The organism is Betaproteobacteria bacterium, assembly GCA_016791345.1.
Taxonomy (GTDB): Bacteria; Pseudomonadota; Gammaproteobacteria; order Burkholderiales; family JAEUMW01; genus JAEUMW01.
Genome location: JAEUMW010000279.1, coordinates 1 through 18545 on the forward strand (window position 1 = coordinate 1; position 18545 = coordinate 18545).

The following is an 18545-nucleotide window of genomic DNA, read 5'->3' on the forward strand; positions in this document are numbered from 1 at the left end:
ATCAAGGCAGCAGCACGCGATCCCGGCTCGCGCGCCAAGATTGCCGTCAAGTCGAACGATCAGCGCATCGACCCGATCGGCACTTGTGTCGGCCTGCGGGGCTCGCGGGTGCAGGCGGTCACCGGGGAACTCGCGGGCGAGCGCGTCGACATCATCCTTTGGTCGCCGGATCCCGCGCAGTTCGTGATCAACGCGCTGGCGCCCGCCGAGGTGTCGGGCATCGTCGTCGACGAGGAAAAGCACAGCATGGACATCGTCGTGGACGAGGAGAATCTCGCCCAGGCGATTGGCCGCACCGGTCAGAACGTGCGGCTGGCGAGCGAGCTGACCGGCTGGGAGCTCAACCTCATGAGCGAGGAGGAGTCTCATCGCAAGACCGAGGAAGAACTCATCGTCATCCGCCAGCTCTTCATGGAGAAACTCGACGTCGACGAGGAGGTCGCCGAAATCCTCGCGCGCGAAGGCTTCAGCACGCTCGAAGAGATCGCCTACGTGCCGGTGAACGAGCTCATGGAGATCGAGGCGTTCGATGAAGACACGGTGAACGAGCTGCGCAGTCGGGCGCGCAACGCGGTGCTGACGCAGGCGATCGCCTCGGAAGAGGCGGTGGAGAACGTTGCCGAGGACCTGCTGTCCCTGGAGGGGATGGATGGCGCGACGGCACGCGTGCTCGCGTCGAAAGGCGTCACGACGCAGGAGGATCTCGCGGACCTCGCAGTCGATGACCTGGTCGAGCTGACGGGCATGGACGAGGAACGGGCGAAGACGCTCATCATGGCGGCCCGCGCCCCGTGGTTTGCGCAATAGAGCGGTAGCACCAGGAGTTATCGATGGCACAGATGAGTGTCGCGCAGTTTGCCAGTGAACTGAAAATGGATCCCGCGCGCCTCCTGGAACAGCTCCAGTCGGCCGGAGTCATCAAGAAGCTCGTCGACGACACGCTGACGGAGCAGGACAAGACGCGTCTGCTCGATTACCTGCACCGTGTCCATGGGGGCGGCGAGGCGCGCAAGAAGATCACCGTCACGCGCAAGCAGACGACCGAGATCAAGAAGGCGGACAGCACCGGCAAGGCGCGCACGATTCAGGTCGAGGTGCGGCGCAAGCGCGTCTTCGTGAAGCGTGACGCCGCGGCCTCTGCGCCCGAAGCCGAAGTGACGAGTGTCGCTCCCGCGCCCAGCGTCGCGGACGGGCCGATCGTCACCGCGGACGAGCTCGCATTGCGCGAGGAAGAAGCGCGCCGGCAGGCCGAACTGATTGCGCGGCAGAGCGAGGATGCGCGGGCGCGCCAGCAACAGGAACAGGAGCGCAGACGCAAGGAGCAGCAGGAACTCGAACAGAAAGCAGCCGAGGCGGAGGCAGTGGCGGCGTCGACGGCTGCGCCGGCAACCGCGACCGCCGCTCCCGCCGGTGCCACTGCCGCTGCACCTTCTGCCGCCGCGGTCGCAGCGTCTCCCGGAACGGACGGCACGCTGCACAAGCCGGCGCTGAAGCCGGGTGAGAAGAAGCCCGAGAAGAAAACCGAGAAGAAGGTCACCCGGCAGGTCGCGTGGACCGATGATGCCGCGCGCCGGCGTGCCATGAAGACCCGCGGCGACACCGGTGGCGCCGACGGCTGGCGCGCGCACAAGGCCGGTGCCAAGGGGCGCCCCGAGGAGCGCGGCTCGCACGCGTTTTCGCTGCCGACCGAACCGATGGTGCACGAGGTGCTGGTACCCGAGACCATCACCGTGGCGGCGCTCGCCCAGAAGATGTCGGTGAAGGCGGCCGAAGTGATCAAGGCGCTGATGAAGCTCGGACAGATGGTCACCATCAACCAGGTGCTCGATCAGGAATCGGCGATGATCGTTGTCGAAGAACTCGGACACGTCGCCAAGCCGGCCAAGCTCGACGACCCCGAGGCGTTTCTCGTGGAGACCGCCGGCGAGAAGGCGGTCGAGCTCGAACCGCGTGCGCCCGTCGTGACGGTGATGGGGCACGTCGATCACGGCAAGACGTCGCTGCTCGACTATGTCCGCCGCACGCGCGTGGCGAGCGGCGAGGCCGGCGGCATCACGCAGCACATCGGCGCGTATCACGTCGAGACGCCGCGCGGGGTCATCACCTTTCTCGATACGCCAGGTCACGAAGCGTTTACCGCGATGCGGGCACGTGGTGCGAAAGTGACCGATCTCGTCGTGCTGGTGGTCGCCGCCGATGACGGCGTGATGCCGCAGACGGTCGAGGCGGTGCACCACGCCAAGGCGGCGAACGTGCCGGTGGTGGTGGCGGTGAACAAGATCGACAAGCCCGAGGCGAACCCGGAGCGCATCAAGCAGGAGCTGTCCGCGCAGGGCGTCGTACCGGAAGAGTGGGGTGGCGACACGATGTTCGTCGAAGTGTCGGCCAAGACCGGCGACGGTATCGACCGGCTGCTCGAGAGCGTGTTGCTGCAGGCCGAGGTGCTTGAGTTGAAGGCGGCGCGGGAAGCGCCAGCGAAGGGGTTCGTCATCGAAGCGCGGCTCGACAAGGGCCGTGGTCCGGTGGCCACGGTGCTGGTGCAGTCGGGCACGCTGCGCCGGGGCGACATCGTTCTCGCCGGGGCCGCCTACGGGCGCGTGCGTGCCATGCTCGACGAAGCCGCGCGCAGCGTCGAGGCGGCCGGACCGTCGATTCCCGTGGAAATCCAGGGCCTGTCCGAGGTGCCGACCGCCGGCGAGGAGTTCGTCGTCCTCGGTGACGAGCGCAAGGCGCGTGAGATCGCGCTCTTCCGGCAGGGCAAGTTCCGCGACGTGAAGCTCGCGAAACAGCAGTCGATGAAGCTCGAGAACATGTTCGAGCAGATGGGCGAGGGCGGCATCAAGACCCTCTCGCTCGTCATCAAGGCCGACGTCCAGGGTTCCTACGAAGCGCTCGCGCACGCGCTGCAGAAGCTTTCCACCGACGAGGTGAAGGTCAACATCATCCACAACGGTGTCGGCGCCATCACCGAATCCGACATCAACCTCGCGCTCGCGTCGAACGCGGTGGTGATCGGCTTCAACACGCGTCCGGATGCCACTGCGCGCAAGCTGATCGGCACCAGCAACGTCGACGTGCGCTACTACAACGTCATCTACGACGCGGTGGACGAAGTGCGCGCGGCGCTGTCCGGGATGCTCGCGCCCGAGCGCAAGGAGCGCGTCATCGGGCTCGTGGAGATCCGCCAGGTGTTCCGCATCTCGAAGGTGGGCAGCGTGGCGGGATGTTACGTGCTGGACGGCCTCGTCAAGCGTCATGCCGGAGTACGGCTGCTGCGCGAGGGCGTGGTGATCTACACCGGGGAGCTCGACTCGCTCAAGCGGTTCAAGGACGATGTGCGCGAGGTCAAGGCGGGCTTCGAGTGCGGTCTTTCCCTCAAGGGTTACGACGACATCCGCGAAGGCGACCAGCTCGAGTTCTTCGAGGTCGTCGAGATCGCACGCACGCTTTGACCTGACCGCTCCCCGTCCGCCGGCAACTGCGGGCATGCTGCCATGACTCGCAACGCCCCACGTCTTCGGCGCGTCGCCGATCAGATCCAGCGCGAGCTCGCCGAGCTGATCCGGCTCGAAGTCAAGGATCCGCGCGTCGGCATGGTGACACTGACCGACGTCGAGGTGACTGCAGACTACGCTCACGCCAAAGTGTTCTTCACGCTGCTTGGTCCCGAGCAGGCGTTGCAGGAGAGCGAGCAGGCATTGCAGCATGCGGCCGGCTTTCTGCGCACGCAGCTCGCGCATCGGTTGCGCCTGCGGACGGTGCCCCAGTTGCACTTCGTCTACGACGTGTCTGTGGAGCGCGGGATGCGCCTGTCCCGGCTGATCGACGAAGCTGTCCACACACCGAGCCCCGTCGACGATCCGGAGAAGTAGTTTCCGTACTTTCCGGGTGCGTCGCCCTATCGATCCCAGCGCCGACTTGTCCACCGCCCTGCACGACGTCGACGGCATACTGCTGCTCGACAAGCCTTCCGGCATGACCTCCAACGCCGCTCTCCAGAGGACGCGACGCCTTCTCAGCGCGCGCAAGGGTGGCCACGGCGGAACCCTCGACCCGCTCGCGACGGGACTGCTGGTTCTCGCATTCGGCGAGGCGACCAAGTTCTCGTCCACTCTGCTCGAGGGGGAGAAGGCCTATGCTGCGGAGATATGTCTGGGAGCCACCACGACAACAGGCGATGCGGAGGGCGCCGTGCTGGAACGACGGCACGTCGCGGTTGACGATGCCGAAGTGCGCGCCGCGCTGGCGGGCTTCGTCGGCAGCTATGAGCAACTGCCCCCGGCCTACAGCGCGCTCAAGCATCGTGGGCGACCGCTGTACCACTATGCGCGCGCAGGGGAGCATGTACCGCGGCAGCCGCGGCGCGTCGAGATCTCCCGGTTGCAGTTCGAGGGACGGGAAGGGGAGCGGCTGCGCATCACGGTGACGTGCAGCAAAGGCACGTACATTCGAAGTCTCGCCGAGGACATCGGAGTGGCACTGGGCTGCGGCGCGCACCTGGCCGGTCTGCGGCGGCTTGCCAGCGGCTGCTTCCGGCTGGCCGAGGCCGTGACCCTGTCGGATCTCGAAGGCGAGGCAATGGCGGTGCGACGGGCACGCCTGCTGCCCCCTGATGCACCACTGTCGGCGCTTCCCGCCGCGGTGATCCCGGTCGCGGAAGCCGCATGCATGCTCCAGGGACAGCGGACGCGCCGCCCCGCGCCGGACATTCCGGTCGGGCTGGTGCGCCTGTACGTGGACTCGGTGCCGAAACGTTTCGTGGGTCTGGGCGAGGTCACGGCGGGGGGCGAACTCCTGCCGCGCCGCCTCGTGGCGACGACACCGCGCTGAAGTATCAGGTTTCGAGTGAAAGCGGTTCCTCTCGCGCGCGAGTTGTTCCCCCCGCGCGGCTGACCCCGGCTTAACTTGTGGACGGGCAAAGGAAAAAGGTAAAATCGCAAATTTACGATTGGAGGAAGTAGACGATGGCTGTCAGCAGCGCGCAGAAGGCGCAGGTCGTGCGAGACTACCAGCGCGCGCAGGGCGACACGGGTTCGCCGGAGGTCCAGGTCGCGCTTCTCACGGCGCGCATCAACGATCTCACCGAGCACTTCAAGGTCAACACCAAGGATCACCACTCCCGCCGCGGACTTCTCAGACTCGTGAGCCAGCGACGCAAACTGCTCGACTACCTCAAGGGTACGAATGTCGACGGGTACCGCAAGCTGATCGAGCGCCTCGGCATTCGCAAATAGATCGTCACTCTCGTCGGGCCGCACAGCCGTTCCCGACCACCACCGCCTCGCGCGCAGAATAAGGAAGTCACTTGAGTCACACGAAGAAGGTTATCGCTTACGGGCGCCATCAACTTACCCTGGAAACCGGCGAGATCGCGCGGCAGGCCCATGGGGCCGTCATGGTGAGCATGGACGAGACGGTGGTGCTGGTCACCGCGGTCGGGGTGAAGGAAGTCAGGGAGGGGCAGGATTTCTTCCCACTCACGGTCGATTACCAGGAGCGCACGTATGCCGCCGGCAAGATTCCCGGTGGCTTCTTCAAGCGTGAAGGGCGACCGAGCGAGAAGGAGATTCTCACCTCGCGGCTGATCGATCGGCCGATCCGCCCGCTCTTCCCCGAGGGCTTCTTCAACGAGGTGCAGATCGTCGCGACGGTGGTCTCCTCGAATCCCGAGGTCGACGCGGACATCCCGGCGATGATCGGCGCGTCGGCGGCCCTTGCCCTGTCGGGCATTCCGTTCAACGGACCGATCGGCGCTGCCCGCGTCGGCTACCGGGACGGCAATTACATCCTCAATCCCACGGCGACCGAACTCAAGACCTCGCAGTTGAATCTCGTGGTGGCGGGTACCAGCCAGGCGGTCCTGATGGTGGAGTCCGAGGCGGAGGAATTGCCGGAGGAAACGATGCTCGGTGCGGTGGTCTTCGGGCACGAGCAGATGCGCGCCGTGATCGACGCTATCAACGAACTGGCGGACGAAGCGGGCAAGCCGCTGTGGGATTGGACGCCGCCCGAAATCGCGCCGGAGTTGCGGGCGCGGGTCGCCGAACTGGCGGAGGCAGATCTGCGCACCGCCTACGCCATCAAGCAGAAACAGGCACGCAGCGGCAAGGTGGACGAGGTCCGTGACCGTGTGCTCGCAGCGCTCGTCACCGATGCGCCGGACGCACCCGGCGCCAACACCGTGAAGAGTCTGTTCAGCGATCTGGAGGCGAAGATCGTGCGCAGCCAGATTCTGGATGGCGAACCGCGCATCGATGGACGCGACACGCGCACCGTGCGACCGATCACGATCCGCACCGGTGTGCTGCCGCGCGCCCACGGTTCCGCACTTTTCACCCGCGGCGAAACGCAGGCCCTCGTCACTGCAACGCTCGGCACCTCGCGCGACGAGCAGATCATCGACGCGCTGCAGGGCGAATACTCCGAACGTTTCATGCTCCACTACAACATGCCGCCGTATGCAACCGGCGAGAGCGGTCGCGTGGGATCGCCCAAGCGGCGCGAGATCGGCCACGGTCGACTCGCCAAGCGTGCATTGCTCGCCGTGCTGCCCACGGCCGAGGAGTTCGGCTACTCGTTTCGCGTCGTCTCGGAGATCACCGAATCCAACGGATCGAGCTCGATGGCAAGCGTGTGTGGCGGCTGCCTCGCGCTCATGGATGCGGGCGTGCCGCTGAAGGCGCACATCGCCGGCATCGCGATGGGACTGATCAAGGAAGGCAATCGCTTCGCCGTGCTGACCGATATTCTCGGCGATGAAGATCACCTGGGCGACATGGATTTCAAGGTCGCGGGCAGCGATCGCGGCGTCACCGCGCTGCAGATGGATATCAAGATCAGCGGCATCACCAAGGAGATCATGCACATCGCCCTGAGCCAGGCGCAGGAAGCCCGCCTGTCGATTCTGGAGCAGATGAAGCAGGCGCTCGTGCAGCCGCGTGCCGAGATCTCCAACTATGCGCCGCGCATACTCACGATGAAGATCAAGGCGGAGAAGATCCGTGACGTGATCGGCAAGGGCGGGGCGGTGATCCGCGCGCTCACCGAGGAGACCGGAACCTCCATCGACATCGCCGAGGACGGCACCATCACGATCGCGGCGCCGTCGTCCGAGAACTGCATGGTGGCAAAGAAGCGGATCGAGGACATCACCGCCGAGGTCGAGGTGGGCCGCGTCTACGACGGCACGGTGCTCAAGCTGCTGGATTTCGGCGCCATCGTGAGTGTGCTGCCGGGCAAGGACGGTCTGCTGCACATTTCGCAGATTGCGCACGAGCGCGTCGCAGCCGTGTCCGATCACCTGAAGGAAGGACAGGCGGTGCGGGTGAAGGTGCTGGAGGCCGACGAGAAGGGACGGCTTCGCCTCAGCATGAAGGCGGTCGCCGAAGCGCCCGAATCACAGCAGTCCTGAGTTACAACGCATTCGGGCGACCCTGGGTCGCCCGAAGCCACTGTCCGCCAGCTGCGCACCGGCAGCTGAGAGCGTCTTGGTCGGCTATTTCGCGACCTGTCTTTCCCGGAGTTCGTCCAGCGTCTTGCAGTCGATGCACAGCGTTGCCGTCGGGCGGGCTTCCAGCCGCTTCAATCCGATCTCGATCCCGCAGCTTTCGCAGTAGCCGTATTCGCTGGCGTCGATCTTCGCGATCGTTTCCTCGATCTTCTTGATCAGCTTCCGCTCGCGGTCGCGATTGCGCAGTTCGAGCGCCATGTCGGACTCCTGACTAGCACGGTCATTCGGATCCGCGAAGATGGTCGCTTCGTCCTGCATGGTATGCACGGTCCGGTCGATGTCCTGACTGAGTTCGACCTTGAGCGACTCCAGAATCTGCCTGAAATGGGCGAGCTGGCTCGGGTTCATGTACTCCTCGCCCTTCTTCGGAACGTAGGCGGGTACGGCCTTTTTCAACTCTGCTGCCATGAGCTCGATATCCCCGAAAAAATGTCCCTAGATACCAGAAATTGCAGGGCCGGGCAAGCCAGCTTGATGCCAGATGCGGGGCCCCAAATTGACCTTTCACCGACCGCAGGCTATATTCTGCGCCCTTCGGGGTGTAGCGTAGCCTGGTAGCGCGCCTGGTTTGGGACCAGGATGTCGGGAGTTCAAATCTCTCCACCCCGACCACGTTTTCCGGGGCGACTCTCGGGTTCGGCGACAGGCTCAGCGGCGGGCGTTCGAGGACCTCGGCGCCGGGGAGGGCAGATAGTTATTCAGCTCGTGTACCGGCGACGATTGCCGTGCCCGTAGCTCAACCGGATAGAGCACCAGCCTTCTAAGCTGGGGGTTACAGGTTCGAGTCCTGTCGGGCACGCCAGCGCGGATCGGACACGGGTCGGGGCGGGTTGGTGTTGCTTGTCGGTGGTGGCCGTAGCTCAGTTGGTAGAGTCCCGGATTGTGATTCCGGTTGTCGTGGGTTCGAGTCCCATCGGCCACCCCATAATTTCAAGGTCTTAGCAGCGTTTTGCTTCTTTTTGCTCCGGAATATTCTCGGGTTTCCGGAATATTCCCTCGCCGGCTGCGTTTCGAGCGGGCTGCGGCTTCAAGTCCGTCTCTTCAACGGCGTCACCTTCACCTTCATCCGCCGGTCCGTGTAGTTCATCGTCTGTTTGGGATCGGAGTGCGCGAGCACTTTCTGCGCTGCGTCGTTTCCCATCGCCTCGCGCACCCGCGTTCCAGCCAAGGCCCTCAACGTCGTGCTCCCAGAACCGAAGGCCACCGGCTGCCTCGTAGGACCGCATGCGGCGCTGCCAGTTGGCCTTGAAGCCCTGGACGCTATAAGCGTCGCCATTGCGTTTTCTGAATAACGCCGCGGTCCTGTGGGACGGCCGATGGTCGAGGATGTCGTCGATCAGCTCTTTCAGGCCGGTTGATTCGCTGTTGCGGTCGACGAAGAGGAACTGCTGCACTTTTCCCGTCTTCGAGTTCGGCACGTCGAGGCTCGATTCCTTCACCATGAAGCTGTTTAGCGCAAGCATGTCACCAAGCCTGAGACCGACGAGCACCTTCAGCCGCAGGTAGAGACCCGTCATCTGGTCGCCGTATTTCTCCAGACAGTGAGCGGCAAACGCGTCGACTTCGAATTCCTCCGGGCACCGCGTACGCTTCTTCCTGCGCGGTGCGCGTTCGAGGTCCCGGCAGGGGTTCTGACGCGTTGCGCGGATCTTGATGGCATAGCGGTAGACGGCGCCCAGGACGGCCAGTTCTCGGCGCGTTCGTCGCACGTGGCGGACACGATCGTAGTCGTACAAGTCGGCCGTCTCGACATCGTCGGGGTGCATATGCCCGAAGGCGGCCTTCAAGTTGGCGACGCATGCCTTGTAATCATCGAATGTACGCGGCCTGATGTCCGCCGCATGCTCTTCAAGCCACGCGTCCATGATCGGGCCCAACGCCCGCTTGTCGGTGTGCCGCCCGACCAGCTTCCAGTATTCCGCACGCGCGACGCGCTCGTCGCTCCCAAACGTGATGCGCTTGCCCGACTTAGGACGAAAGAAGTAGATGCCGTCTTCGCAGTAAAGGCGAGGCGGGAGGTCTTTGCGGAGCTTGCGGGGGCGGGGCACGGCTTCAGGAGGCAGGCAAGTTCGGTTTGCCGCGCCGAGTTGACGTGAGGCAGCCCATCATCTGGCGATAGTGCTCACGCTCCACCTTCGGATAACCATCGCATCCAATCCGGAAGACAAAGCCCTGTTCCTTGAGCCACGCAACCTGCTTCGACGGGCGAGGGGACCCCGTAAGCTTGCGAAGTTCTTCGCCGGATAACGGATCGACCATTGACGTGAGTCCAAGAAGTTGTCAGCAGCCTCAGTAAGGCATGTTCACTGGCACCGTTGCGTCAATCTACCAGCTTGCTTCGCGGGAGAGAACTAGCAGAACTGACGGGACCTGGCAGAACTGACAGTGCGCGCACTCCACTGCCGCCACACGCGATCAGCCGGCCTCGCACTGGCACCTGGATTCCAGACGGAAGCGCGTCCGCGCCTCGGCCGCGTTAGAGCACTTGGTACCTCGAAGTTGAACCAGTTGGCGAGGAAGTACATGCGCAGCATTCTCTCCAGGCGAATCGGCGGGCGGCCGTTGCCGGTCCTCGGGTAGTGCGGCTCGATCCGGATGCGATCGGTGCCCCACATGTCGTTGGGACGGTCGGTCTGGATCGAACTGTCGAGCGCGATGGGCTCGCCCTGCGGCCGCCGATGCGGCGACAGCAGCGCGTTCTCGCGCATCAGACGCAGCACACGGGCGCGGGAGACGCGAATGCCCCGCAGGATGCGCAGACGTGCCCAGACCTTGCGGTGACCTTCGCCCGTGAAGGGCGATGCTTCGAGATCAGTGCGAATGGCCGCCAGCAGATCGGCGTCCGATACGTTGGGCTTCGGGCCGCGTCAAACACACCACCTTCGCCGATTCGCGAGCCTGCAGGGCGTAGAGCGTTGAGCGGGCAAACTCGAGCACTCGACAGATGCGCTCCAGGCCGTAACGCCTGCCGGTCTCGGTGGAGGTCTCGCGGCTCATCGCGACGACCTCCGAGCGGCCAAAGGGCGCCGCGCCCGCCTTTCCTTCTGCAGGATCTCGACTTCCATGACCAACTCGCCGATACGGCGGTTGGCGTCGCCGAGTTGGCGTTCGACCGGATCATTCTCGCGTTCTTTCAGTCCGGCATCGATTCCGGCCAGAGCGCGCTCACGCCACTGTTCCAGCTTGTATATCGGTACCGATACCTCGCGCGACACCGCGTCGACCGGCTCGCCGCGCAACAGCCGCAGCACGACTTCCTTCTTTCGACCTACCGACCAGCGCTTGACCTCGGCAGCCGCGCCGGCCTCGCCTGCAGTCGCGCTCCGCGCTCCTTCCGCAGCGCCCGGCGTAACCCCACTTGCAGCGTTCTTCTTCAGCATCTCCAACCCCTTTTCCGTGACACGGTTTTACCCCAAATTCGTATCCAGAAAAATCGGGGCCGGGGCATGCAAGATACCCACCTTGCGCGCCAGGGGAAGTGTATATAACGCCCACCTTTGTTGTGGCTTCGCGCGTTGCTTGCAGGCAATCCGGACCACCGGAGAGCACAAGCCCGTCAGAGGAGGGCGTTGAGCCCCTTGCGGTCAAGTAGATTCAGCAGCTTCAGGGACGGGCCGCTCGGATGCTTCTCGCCGATCTCCCACTGCCGAACGGTTGACAGGCTGGTGTTCAGAACCGATGCCAACACGGCCTGACTGAGCTTGTATCGGTGTCGCAATGCCCGGATCTTCACACTGGAATACTCGGGGACGGGCCGAAGACAGAGAACGTCATACTCCCGCATCCGCCGCTTGTCGATGAAGCCCGCGTCGTGGAGGTCGCACGCAGTCTCGTGAACCGACTCCAGGATCCTGCTTTTCGCTCTAGTCTTGGCACTCATGGCAAATCTCCTGTAACGCTTCGATCGCGATGTGCGCGTCGAGCTCCGCCGAAGAGAGCCTCAGCAGGTCGGTGGCAATCGCCTGCAACGCTTCCAGCTCCTTTGCACTCACATTACCGCGCTCGTTCTTCTCGAAGCCGAAAAGAAAGAACCACCGGTTGCTTTTGTTCGTCGCCACCAAGGTGCGGACGCTGCCGCTCTTGCCGCGACCGGGCAGTGCGACGCGCTTCTTGAGCACGGCGCCACCGAGGTCAGCGTCGATGAGTCCGCGCTCCATCTCCGACACGGCCGCGCAGAGCGCGATGTCGATCAGTGACGTCTTCCGCATCCAGCGGCTGAAGACTCTGGTCTTGAAGACTCTCCTCACAGGCGCACTATATCACTCAGTGTATAGTCAGACCAAGAGCGAAGCTTGTTCTCCCGGCTCGTCCGCTTAGCGGTTTCTCTCGCATCGTGGACCTCACAGGGCCGCGTTCGCCGGACCCAGAAGCAGATCAGATCGTGCGGACCAAGACGATCTCAGCAAGCACGACTTCCCACTCGTCGGCGTGCAACGAGCTTTGGTATTGCGGGGGAGTCTGCGCTTTCGTTCGGGGGACGATCGCGCTTACATGTGCGGAGACAACGCGCCCGGGGGGCAGGTCGCAGCTCTTCGCGAGGTGGCCCACTGTGCAGCCGGCGTTGTTCCGAAGCGCTCGCTTTTCGAGCAGGAGCGTTGCGCCCACCTTGAGCTCCGCGAGCGTCCGATGGATCGCGGCAGACTTCGGGGAGCGCCCCGCGTATCCGAGATCCACATCTCGGAGCGTCAGCTCGCGATGCAGCCGGTCAAGCTCGGGCATGGGCATCGGCAGGACCCTGGGCTCCACGCGCCATACCGACTCGCAGTCCGAGAACTCATCGAGCATCGGGTTGCCGCGCTGTTGCGCCTGAAACACCGTAAGCGTTTCTTTCGCGCGGGTCATCGCGACATACAGCAGGCGACGCTCGTCTGGCGCGGCGCTCGGCCAGTCGCCGCCGTCCATCACCAGCACATGCGCAAATTCGCGCCCTTTCGCCCCGTGGGCGGTGAGCAGGTTGAGATGGCCCGGCGCTTCTCGCGCGTATGCGCCTGCTGACTCGAAGATCCAGTCGATCGCTTCCGGGCGCGGAATCGCTGCGCCGCCTACTGCAGCTTCGAGATCGCGCGCTGAGTCCCGCAGCTCCGCGAACCAGGGGTTCGTCGGCTCCACCGCCGCGAGGCGTGACAACCATCGCACGAGCGCGGGGGTGCGTACGAGACAAGCGTGGCGGCGACGCAGCGCCGCGACTGCGAGATGACCCTCGCGCGTCTTCGTGACGACAAGGCCTCCGCCAGGGTCGCCTGTCCGGTAGGGAATGCCGTTGCGCTCGCAATACGCCCGAATGGGCTCGAGGGTCGCATGCGTGCGCGCGAGCACGGCGAACCGGGACCAGTCCGCATCGCCGTCGAGAGTTCGTAGCCTTTCCAGTTCCGCCATCGCGAGCTGCGCCTGCACATTGCGATCGAGCGGCACGCGGAACAGCTGCGCCCGACCCTCGCTCGCCGGGTCAAGGCGCGCGAAGCGTCCGCCGGCCGGTGCGCTGGCGCGGGCATGGTTGATAAGGATCGGGTGATCAACCTTCATCCTCCCGGGCGCGCGCTGGATGAGAGTGTTGGCCGCGGCGATGATGTGCTGCGTCGAGCGGAAGTTCTCAACGAGGTAACTCTTCTCTGCCTTGTAGTCGTCTTCGAAGCGGCGAATAAACTCAACGCTTGTGCTGCGGAAGCTGTAGATGTTCTGGTCGTCGTCGCCAACCGCCATGATCGTGAGTTTGGTGTCGCCTTCCTGGCGCGTGCGGCCGGCGAGCGCGCTCACGAGCTCGTACTGCAAGGCATCCGTGTCCTGATACTCGTCGACGAGGATGAACCGGTAGCCGGTAAGCAGCCGGTCGCGCAGCTCGTCCGGGTCGGAGCCCGCCGCGACACGCCCTTCGAGCAGATCGACCGCGCCCCGCAGCACGGCGTCGAAATCAGGCTCTTTGCCCGCCTCCGCCAGCGCACCGAGACTCATGCCGGTGAGCCGCAGTGCGAGCGCGTGATATGTCAGCACTGCGACACCCGCGGCGTCGCTGCCAACCAGCTCGCGCAGGCGTCGTCGGACCTCGACCGCTGCCGAGCGGTTGAATGCGAGCACGATGATGCTTTCGGGCGCCACGCGTAGCACCCGCAGGAGATAGCCCACGCGATGCACGATGACGCGAGTCTTTCCGGAGCCGGGGCCGGCGAGCACCAGCCGATTCACGCCCTCCCGCGCTTGCACGAGATGTTGCTGTACCGGGTGCCGCAACGACTCGACGATGCGCTGATACGATTCCGCGGTAGTGGCGAATTCCAGCAGCTCCTTGCCGCCGGCGAAGTGCTCTCGGATGAATCGCTCGCGCGCCGTAGAGAAGTACGCGGCGACAAGCACCAGCGCGTCGGCCATCTTCTTCAGCGCGCGCCTGGCGTACTCGTGCATCACGTGGATCTGGAAATTTCGCTCGCCGTAGTGGCGCTCTAGCGGTGCGAAGTCTTCTTTGAGGAATCGCCCACCGGCGTCCCGCGGCAGCAGCCGCACCGTCATGGCTGAGCGAAACACGGTGCGCCCCTTGTCCAGGATCAGTACGTCGGTTTCGTGCAAGTAGAGCAGGGCTTGCTCGAGTGCCGTCGCTGGATCCAGCAGCCGCGGGGCGAGCGCGAGATCGCTCGCGAGCGCATGCAGCAGATCACCTGCCTTGCACTCGACCACCGCATCGGCACTGCGGAGACCCTCCGGGAGTTTGGCGAGAAGCGCCTGGAGGAGCACTTGGGCGACCGCTTGGCGCAGACCCGTGATCTCGCGGATCTGGCTCCAGGGCCGTTGCACGCGCACCCGCAGTTCGAGCGAACCGACTTTGCGCATGGAAAGCATCGCCCGCTTGCCGCTTCCCTCCCCGAAGCTCTGCGACGAGGCGCGAAGGAGATCAAGGAGGCGTTCCGGCACGACCTCCTCCGGGGAGATCGTTCCCGCGAGGCGCCGCCGCACGCCTTCACAAAGCGGCCGCAGCGACACTACCTGCGTTTCGGTGATGTCCGCCTCCGGCGCGGCCTCGGCCATGAGCTCCACCAGGGCTCGCTCGATCCGGCACACGCGGACGAAACGCGCATCGGACGGGTCGGTCACGCCTTTTCGGAGCACGACCCGCAGGCCCAGGTCGTTGGCGAGGAGCCCGAGCGCTTCGAGGTTGTGGAGCGTGCGGAAGCATTCAGCGGCGGGAATGCCAGCGCTCACGAGCAACTCGTCGGTGCTGATGCCCTCGGCGGCTGTGCTCCCCATCACTAGACCGAGCACCGTCCGGTAGCGCTCGCGAACCGCCTCCGAAAGATCGGCGTGAGCGAGAATCGAATCCGCCTCGGCCAGCGTGGCCACTTTCAGGCTGCTTGAGAATACCCTTGTCTCGTTCGCTTCGCGTCGCAGGAACCGGGCGCGCTCCAGCCATGCGATCGCGGTCTTCACCTTGGTGTCGGCATCCGGATCTTCCGGGTCGATGCCGGGCGAGTCCAAATCGTCCCCGAGGAGGAGCTCGCGTGCCGTCACCACGATCGCGTCGTCGCCCACCCTCGTCTTGCGCTTGCGTAGCGCTTTCAGCACCGTGATGAAGTCCCGCTGCGTCAGGCGAGAGCGCGCCGAGAGCCCGAACTGCCTCTCGACGTCTTCCTCGTCGAAGAGCAACACGCAGCGTGCGGCTGCGCCGTCGCGGCCGGCGCGACCGGCCTCCTGGAGGTAGTTCTCGAGCGATCCGGGGATGTCGGCGTGGACGACCAGACGGATATCCGGTTTGTCCACACCCATGCCGAAAGCGTTGGTTGCGACGATGATGCGCAAGGCGCCGGTGATGAAGCGCTGCTGGAGATCGCGCTTTGTGCCCGGCTCCAGCCCGGCGTGGAAGTGAGCGCACGACCAGCCGGCGGCTGCGATGAGCTCGGCGAGCGTCTCGGCATTCCTGCGGGTCGCAGCGAACACGACGGCTGCGCCGTCGGTCTTGCCGAGGTCCGCTTCGAGGAGCGCCAGGATACGAGCGGGCTTCTCGGACTTGGAGACGGAGACGACCTCGTACGCGAGGTTGGGTCGCTCGGGTTTCGCTGCGTACTGCGCGAGCTCGGTGCCGAGCTCGGCCCGGAAGTGCTCGCGAAGGTCTGCGATGACGTCGGGCTTCGCCGTGGCCGTGAAGCAGGCGATCGGAGGGAGCGGGTCGGGATACTGCTCGCGGATGAAACGCGACACGTGGAGATAATCGGTACGGAAGTCGTGGCCCCACTTCGACAGGCAATGCGCTTCGTCGAACACCCAGGCGCCGATCTCGCGCCAGCGTATAGCCTCGCGAAAGCTCTTGTTGCGGAACTGCTCCGGCGAGACGAAGACGATCCCGGCGTCGCCCAGGCGGATTCTCTCCAGCGCGGCGCGCCGCTCGGGCGGCGTGAGCAGGCCGTTCACCGCGACCGCGCAGTAGATGCCCCGCCGAATGAGGTTGTCGACCTGGTCCTTCATCAGCGACTGCAGCGGCGAGACAACAACCGTGAGTGCGCCGGTCCGCCAGTAGTGCGCGAGCGCTGGCAGCTGGAAGCAGACCGACTTTCCCGCGCCAGTCGGAAGAATCGCGAGCAGGTTTTCGCCGCGGAGGCCCCCGACGACTACATCGCGTTGCAGCGACCCGCCTGAAGCGTTTGGCGGGCGAGGACGGAACGCTTCGAGATTGAAGTTCGTCCTCAGTTGCGCTTCGGGGTCGTGCGTGGTCCCGCAGTAAGCGCAATCGGGGTCCGAACACGGCACCTCGCGAAGCTCGCGGATAAGGCGCCCGGTTTCACGGAAAGTCCGGTGGACCCAGGGTGGCAGAACCGAATTGCTGCCCGAAACCCGGAGCCACGCGATCGAGTACGCCAGAGGGAAGCGAAGAGCGGGTGTAAAGAGATCGTGTCCGATCAGCCTGCAAAGGCGCGTTGAGCAAACCTTCTGTCGGATCGCTCGGCGGAGATGTTCGGCGGCGGCGTCATCGGTGGGACGCGGCGCGCCGCGCAACTCAGCGAAGAGCGGAGCGAGGCCGCTGCAGGCATCTCCGGCCAGGAGATAGTGAAAGAGCGCCACGTCATCGGGGCGGTGCGCTTGCAACTCGCGCAGCGCCTCGATCTCGCTCGCGAAGAGCTCGAAGCTCAACTCGGCATCGCGGAGCGGGTGGCTGCGAGCGTCGCTTACGAGCTTGTAGTCTTTGACGAGCCTGTGGTACGGGTTCTCGGGGAAAGCAAGCGGCGAGAGCTCGAGCGTGTCCACGACCGGCAGCTCCAGCAGCTTGAGTCTCGGGAAAAGCTGCGCGAGAACGGGAATATCGTGCCGGCGGATGTTATGGCCCAGAATGAACTCGGCCCCATTGGCCAAGTCGTCGAGAGCCATTCGGACATGCGCCCCAGAGAACCTGCCCTCGAAGGTGATCCGCCGGCCGGTGTCCGACCGGAAGGCGGCGAGCTTATGGAGGACCGCTTCGCCGGTATGGGGCGTCTCGATATCGATGCAAACGCAGCGGGGCTCAAGCTTTGTTATTGGGCGGAGCACCGCTGCAGGGGCGAGGTTGCTCGGCATTCTGCTGTCTCGGATCTGCCAGCCACGATATGTGCATTGGCCTGCGCAATATAGCAAGCGGTTTGCGGGCCAGCGGTTACCCAATTCGTAAGCGTAGGCGAGCTTGGGGGCGGCTAACGCAAGCGTGCAGTGCATGCGGCGGGCAGCGGATCGAGGACCCACCCTTGCCGAACTTTAACTTGGCGCAAAGCCGCGCCGGATCGCCGTCGACTTCCTGCACAGCCTGCAGCCGAAAGCCGACGCGCCAGAGGACACCTCGAAGCTCGCCGCATAGCCTCACGCGAAGACCGAAACGCCGGAGCCGCAAGGCCCAGCGTTTCTGCGTCGCAGCCGTAGTCGATCTGGCTGAGTTGCGACGGCAAACGCCGCGTCCCTTCCCGACCGCACCCGGTCCGTCACGGGACGCGGAACCGAGCGCGGAGCCGCCGCGAAACTCCGGGCGAACCATCGCCATTCTTACTGACATAACGCGCCAGTAATCTCTCGACCAGTAGGGCGACGAACGACCCCGTCAGCCGCACAGCTTCAATTCTTCTTCGCCGGCCAGATGTCCTTGCCGGCCTCCCCGACCCTTCGGGCTGGAAAGCCGACCGTACGCACCGCCTATCAGAACTGAGAGTTTCTACGGGACTTCGCGGCCGCTACAGTCGATGCCAGTCGTCGCACGCTCTGCAACTTGCGAAGGGCAATCTGGACAAGCTTCGAATCCCAACCGGAGGTACCATGGGAAACCGTCTCACGCTCTACCCGAATGTCTTGCGGCTTCTTGCGCATCGGCACGATGTTTCGCTCGAGTGCGCGCCCAAGCTCTGGGATGAAGCAGCGGGGCAATCGGCCGCGCCCGTCGGCCTTACTCCGGAGGACACTCCCGAGTGGGACCGCGTGATGTCGAGCTTCCTGAAAGCACTGCGCCAGGAAGCGCGCAGCCGGCGCTCAGAGCGTCCAGTTCCCCCAGATCTCACCTTTCAGAACAGCGAGTCTTGACCGCGCGGCGCTGCCGTTACCGTCGACGCCATCACTCACACCATCCTGAGGAAATCGCCATGGCCTTGCTCAAGTTCGAACCCCCGAAGGAACTGGCTCCCTTGCGCGTCAAGATCGCGCGCCCTGTCCACGAGCGGGTCGAGCGCTACCGACAGTTCTGCGGCGCGCTCGCGCTCGCCGATCTCGTCGAGCGCGCACTCGTCTACGTCATGGACCACGACGCCGACTTTCGCGCCCACGAGAAGGGGTCTGCGACCCTCCGTGCCAAGGTCGAGCCCCGCCCGAAGGCGAGCCGGGTCTCCCCCGTCGATGAAACCGACGGGACCCCTTAGATTTTGTGTCACACCTGATGGCACTTCTGCGAAGAGCCGGAAAGGCCATGCATACCAGAGACATCAGGCGACTACACCCCGTCGTCTCAGGCGCATACGGGTACTACGGCTGATGGGCTTGAAATCAGGGCATGCTGGCGAAAACGGCGCATACGCCAGACGACAATGACCGGACCGCTATCGTGAGAATT

Annotated in this window: 15 protein-coding genes, 3 tRNA genes and 1 pseudogene; 11 read left to right on the forward strand and 8 right to left on the reverse strand. The window is 64.6% G+C overall.

Features of this window, described 5'->3' with window-relative positions:
- The 6 genes from JNK68_11105 to pnp form a co-directional block, all read left to right on the forward strand.
- Positions 1 to 807 (forward strand): transcription termination/antitermination protein NusA (locus JNK68_11105; protein MBL8540908.1); only part of this gene is annotated, 807 nt, incomplete at its 5' end.
- A gap of 23 nt (positions 808 to 830) precedes the next feature.
- Positions 831 to 3452: a translation initiation factor IF-2 gene (gene infB / locus JNK68_11110; GenBank protein ID MBL8540909.1), complete on the forward strand. Its 2622-nt coding sequence runs from the start codon at positions 831 to 833 to the stop codon at positions 3450 to 3452.
- A gap of 42 nt (positions 3453 to 3494) precedes the next feature.
- Positions 3495 to 3872: a 30S ribosome-binding factor RbfA gene (gene rbfA, locus JNK68_11115; protein MBL8540910.1), complete on the forward strand. Its 378-nt coding sequence runs from the start codon at positions 3495 to 3497 to the stop codon at positions 3870 to 3872.
- 103 nt (positions 3873 to 3975) lie between these two features.
- The gene (gene truB / locus JNK68_11120; GenBank protein MBL8540911.1) at positions 3976 to 4830 is read left to right on the forward strand and encodes a tRNA pseudouridine(55) synthase TruB; all 855 of its coding nucleotides are present in this window, start codon (positions 3976 to 3978) and stop codon (positions 4828 to 4830) included.
- A 134-nt stretch (positions 4831 to 4964) separates the two neighbouring features.
- The gene (gene rpsO / locus JNK68_11125; GenBank protein MBL8540912.1) at positions 4965 to 5234 is read left to right on the forward strand and encodes a 30S ribosomal protein S15; all 270 of its coding nucleotides are present in this window, start codon (positions 4965 to 4967) and stop codon (positions 5232 to 5234) included.
- A 71-nt stretch (positions 5235 to 5305) separates the two neighbouring features.
- Positions 5306 to 7411: a polyribonucleotide nucleotidyltransferase gene (pnp, locus tag JNK68_11130; GenBank protein ID MBL8540913.1), complete on the forward strand. Its 2106-nt coding sequence runs from the start codon at positions 5306 to 5308 to the stop codon at positions 7409 to 7411.
- Positions 7412 to 7495: 84 nt separating this feature from the next.
- Here pnp and dksA read toward each other — a convergent pair whose 3' ends face one another.
- Positions 7496 to 7918, reverse strand: coding sequence for an RNA polymerase-binding protein DksA (gene dksA, locus JNK68_11135; protein ID MBL8540914.1), 423 nt, complete (start codon positions 7916 to 7918; stop codon positions 7496 to 7498).
- A gap of 127 nt (positions 7919 to 8045) precedes the next feature.
- Here dksA and JNK68_11140 point away from each other — a divergent pair.
- The 3 genes from JNK68_11140 to JNK68_11150 all read left to right on the forward strand — a co-directional run bounded on the left by JNK68_11140 (position 8046) and on the right by JNK68_11150 (position 8435).
- Positions 8046 to 8122: transfer RNA gene (locus tag JNK68_11140), tRNA-Pro, on the forward strand.
- 113 nt (positions 8123 to 8235) lie between these two features.
- Positions 8236 to 8312, forward strand: a tRNA-Arg gene (locus JNK68_11145).
- A gap of 47 nt (positions 8313 to 8359) precedes the next feature.
- Positions 8360 to 8435, forward strand: a tRNA-His gene (locus JNK68_11150).
- A 13-nt stretch (positions 8436 to 8448) separates the two neighbouring features.
- Here the strand turns inward: JNK68_11150 and JNK68_11155 are convergent.
- The 7 genes and pseudogenes from JNK68_11155 to JNK68_11185 all read right to left on the reverse strand — a co-directional run bounded on the left by JNK68_11155 (position 8449) and on the right by JNK68_11185 (position 17038).
- On the reverse strand, positions 8449 to 9558 hold the full coding sequence (locus JNK68_11155) for a hypothetical protein (protein ID MBL8540915.1): 1110 nt from the start codon (positions 9556 to 9558) through the stop codon (positions 8449 to 8451).
- A 4-nt stretch (positions 9559 to 9562) separates the two neighbouring features.
- Complete coding sequence (locus JNK68_11160) at positions 9563 to 9769, reverse strand: DUF4224 domain-containing protein (protein ID MBL8540916.1); 207 nt, start codon at positions 9767 to 9769, stop codon at positions 9563 to 9565.
- A 413-nt stretch (positions 9770 to 10182) separates the two neighbouring features.
- A pseudogene (locus JNK68_11165) lies at positions 10183 to 10344 on the reverse strand (transposase).
- 159 nt (positions 10345 to 10503) lie between these two features.
- Positions 10504 to 10890: an IS3 family transposase gene (locus tag JNK68_11170; GenBank protein ID MBL8540917.1), complete on the reverse strand. Its 387-nt coding sequence runs from the start codon at positions 10888 to 10890 to the stop codon at positions 10504 to 10506.
- A gap of 176 nt (positions 10891 to 11066) precedes the next feature.
- Positions 11067 to 11390 carry a DNA-binding transcriptional regulator gene (locus JNK68_11175; GenBank protein ID MBL8540918.1) on the reverse strand — a complete coding sequence of 108 codons (324 nt, stop codon included), beginning with the start codon at positions 11388 to 11390 and terminating at the stop codon, positions 11067 to 11069.
- Complete coding sequence (locus tag JNK68_11180) at positions 11374 to 11757, reverse strand: type II toxin-antitoxin system RelE/ParE family toxin (protein MBL8540919.1); 384 nt, start codon at positions 11755 to 11757, stop codon at positions 11374 to 11376. The genes JNK68_11175 and JNK68_11180 overlap by 17 nt, the downstream gene beginning before the upstream one ends.
- Positions 11758 to 11884: 127 nt before the next feature.
- Positions 11885 to 17038 (reverse strand): RecQ family ATP-dependent DNA helicase, encoded by a 5154-nt coding sequence (locus JNK68_11185; protein ID MBL8540920.1) that lies wholly within the window; start codon positions 17036 to 17038, stop codon positions 11885 to 11887.
- A gap of 723 nt (positions 17039 to 17761) precedes the next feature.
- On the opposite strand from JNK68_11185, the gene JNK68_11190 reads away from it, so the two are divergent.
- A complete protein-coding gene (locus tag JNK68_11190) occupies positions 17762 to 18022 on the forward strand; it encodes a hypothetical protein (protein ID MBL8540921.1) in 261 nt (86 codons plus the stop codon).
- Positions 18023 to 18081: 59 nt separating this feature from the next.
- Entirely contained in the window at positions 18082 to 18354 is a 273-nt protein-coding gene (locus tag JNK68_11195; GenBank protein ID MBL8540922.1) for a hypothetical protein, read from the forward strand.
- Positions 18355 to 18545: the final 191 nt, after the last annotated feature.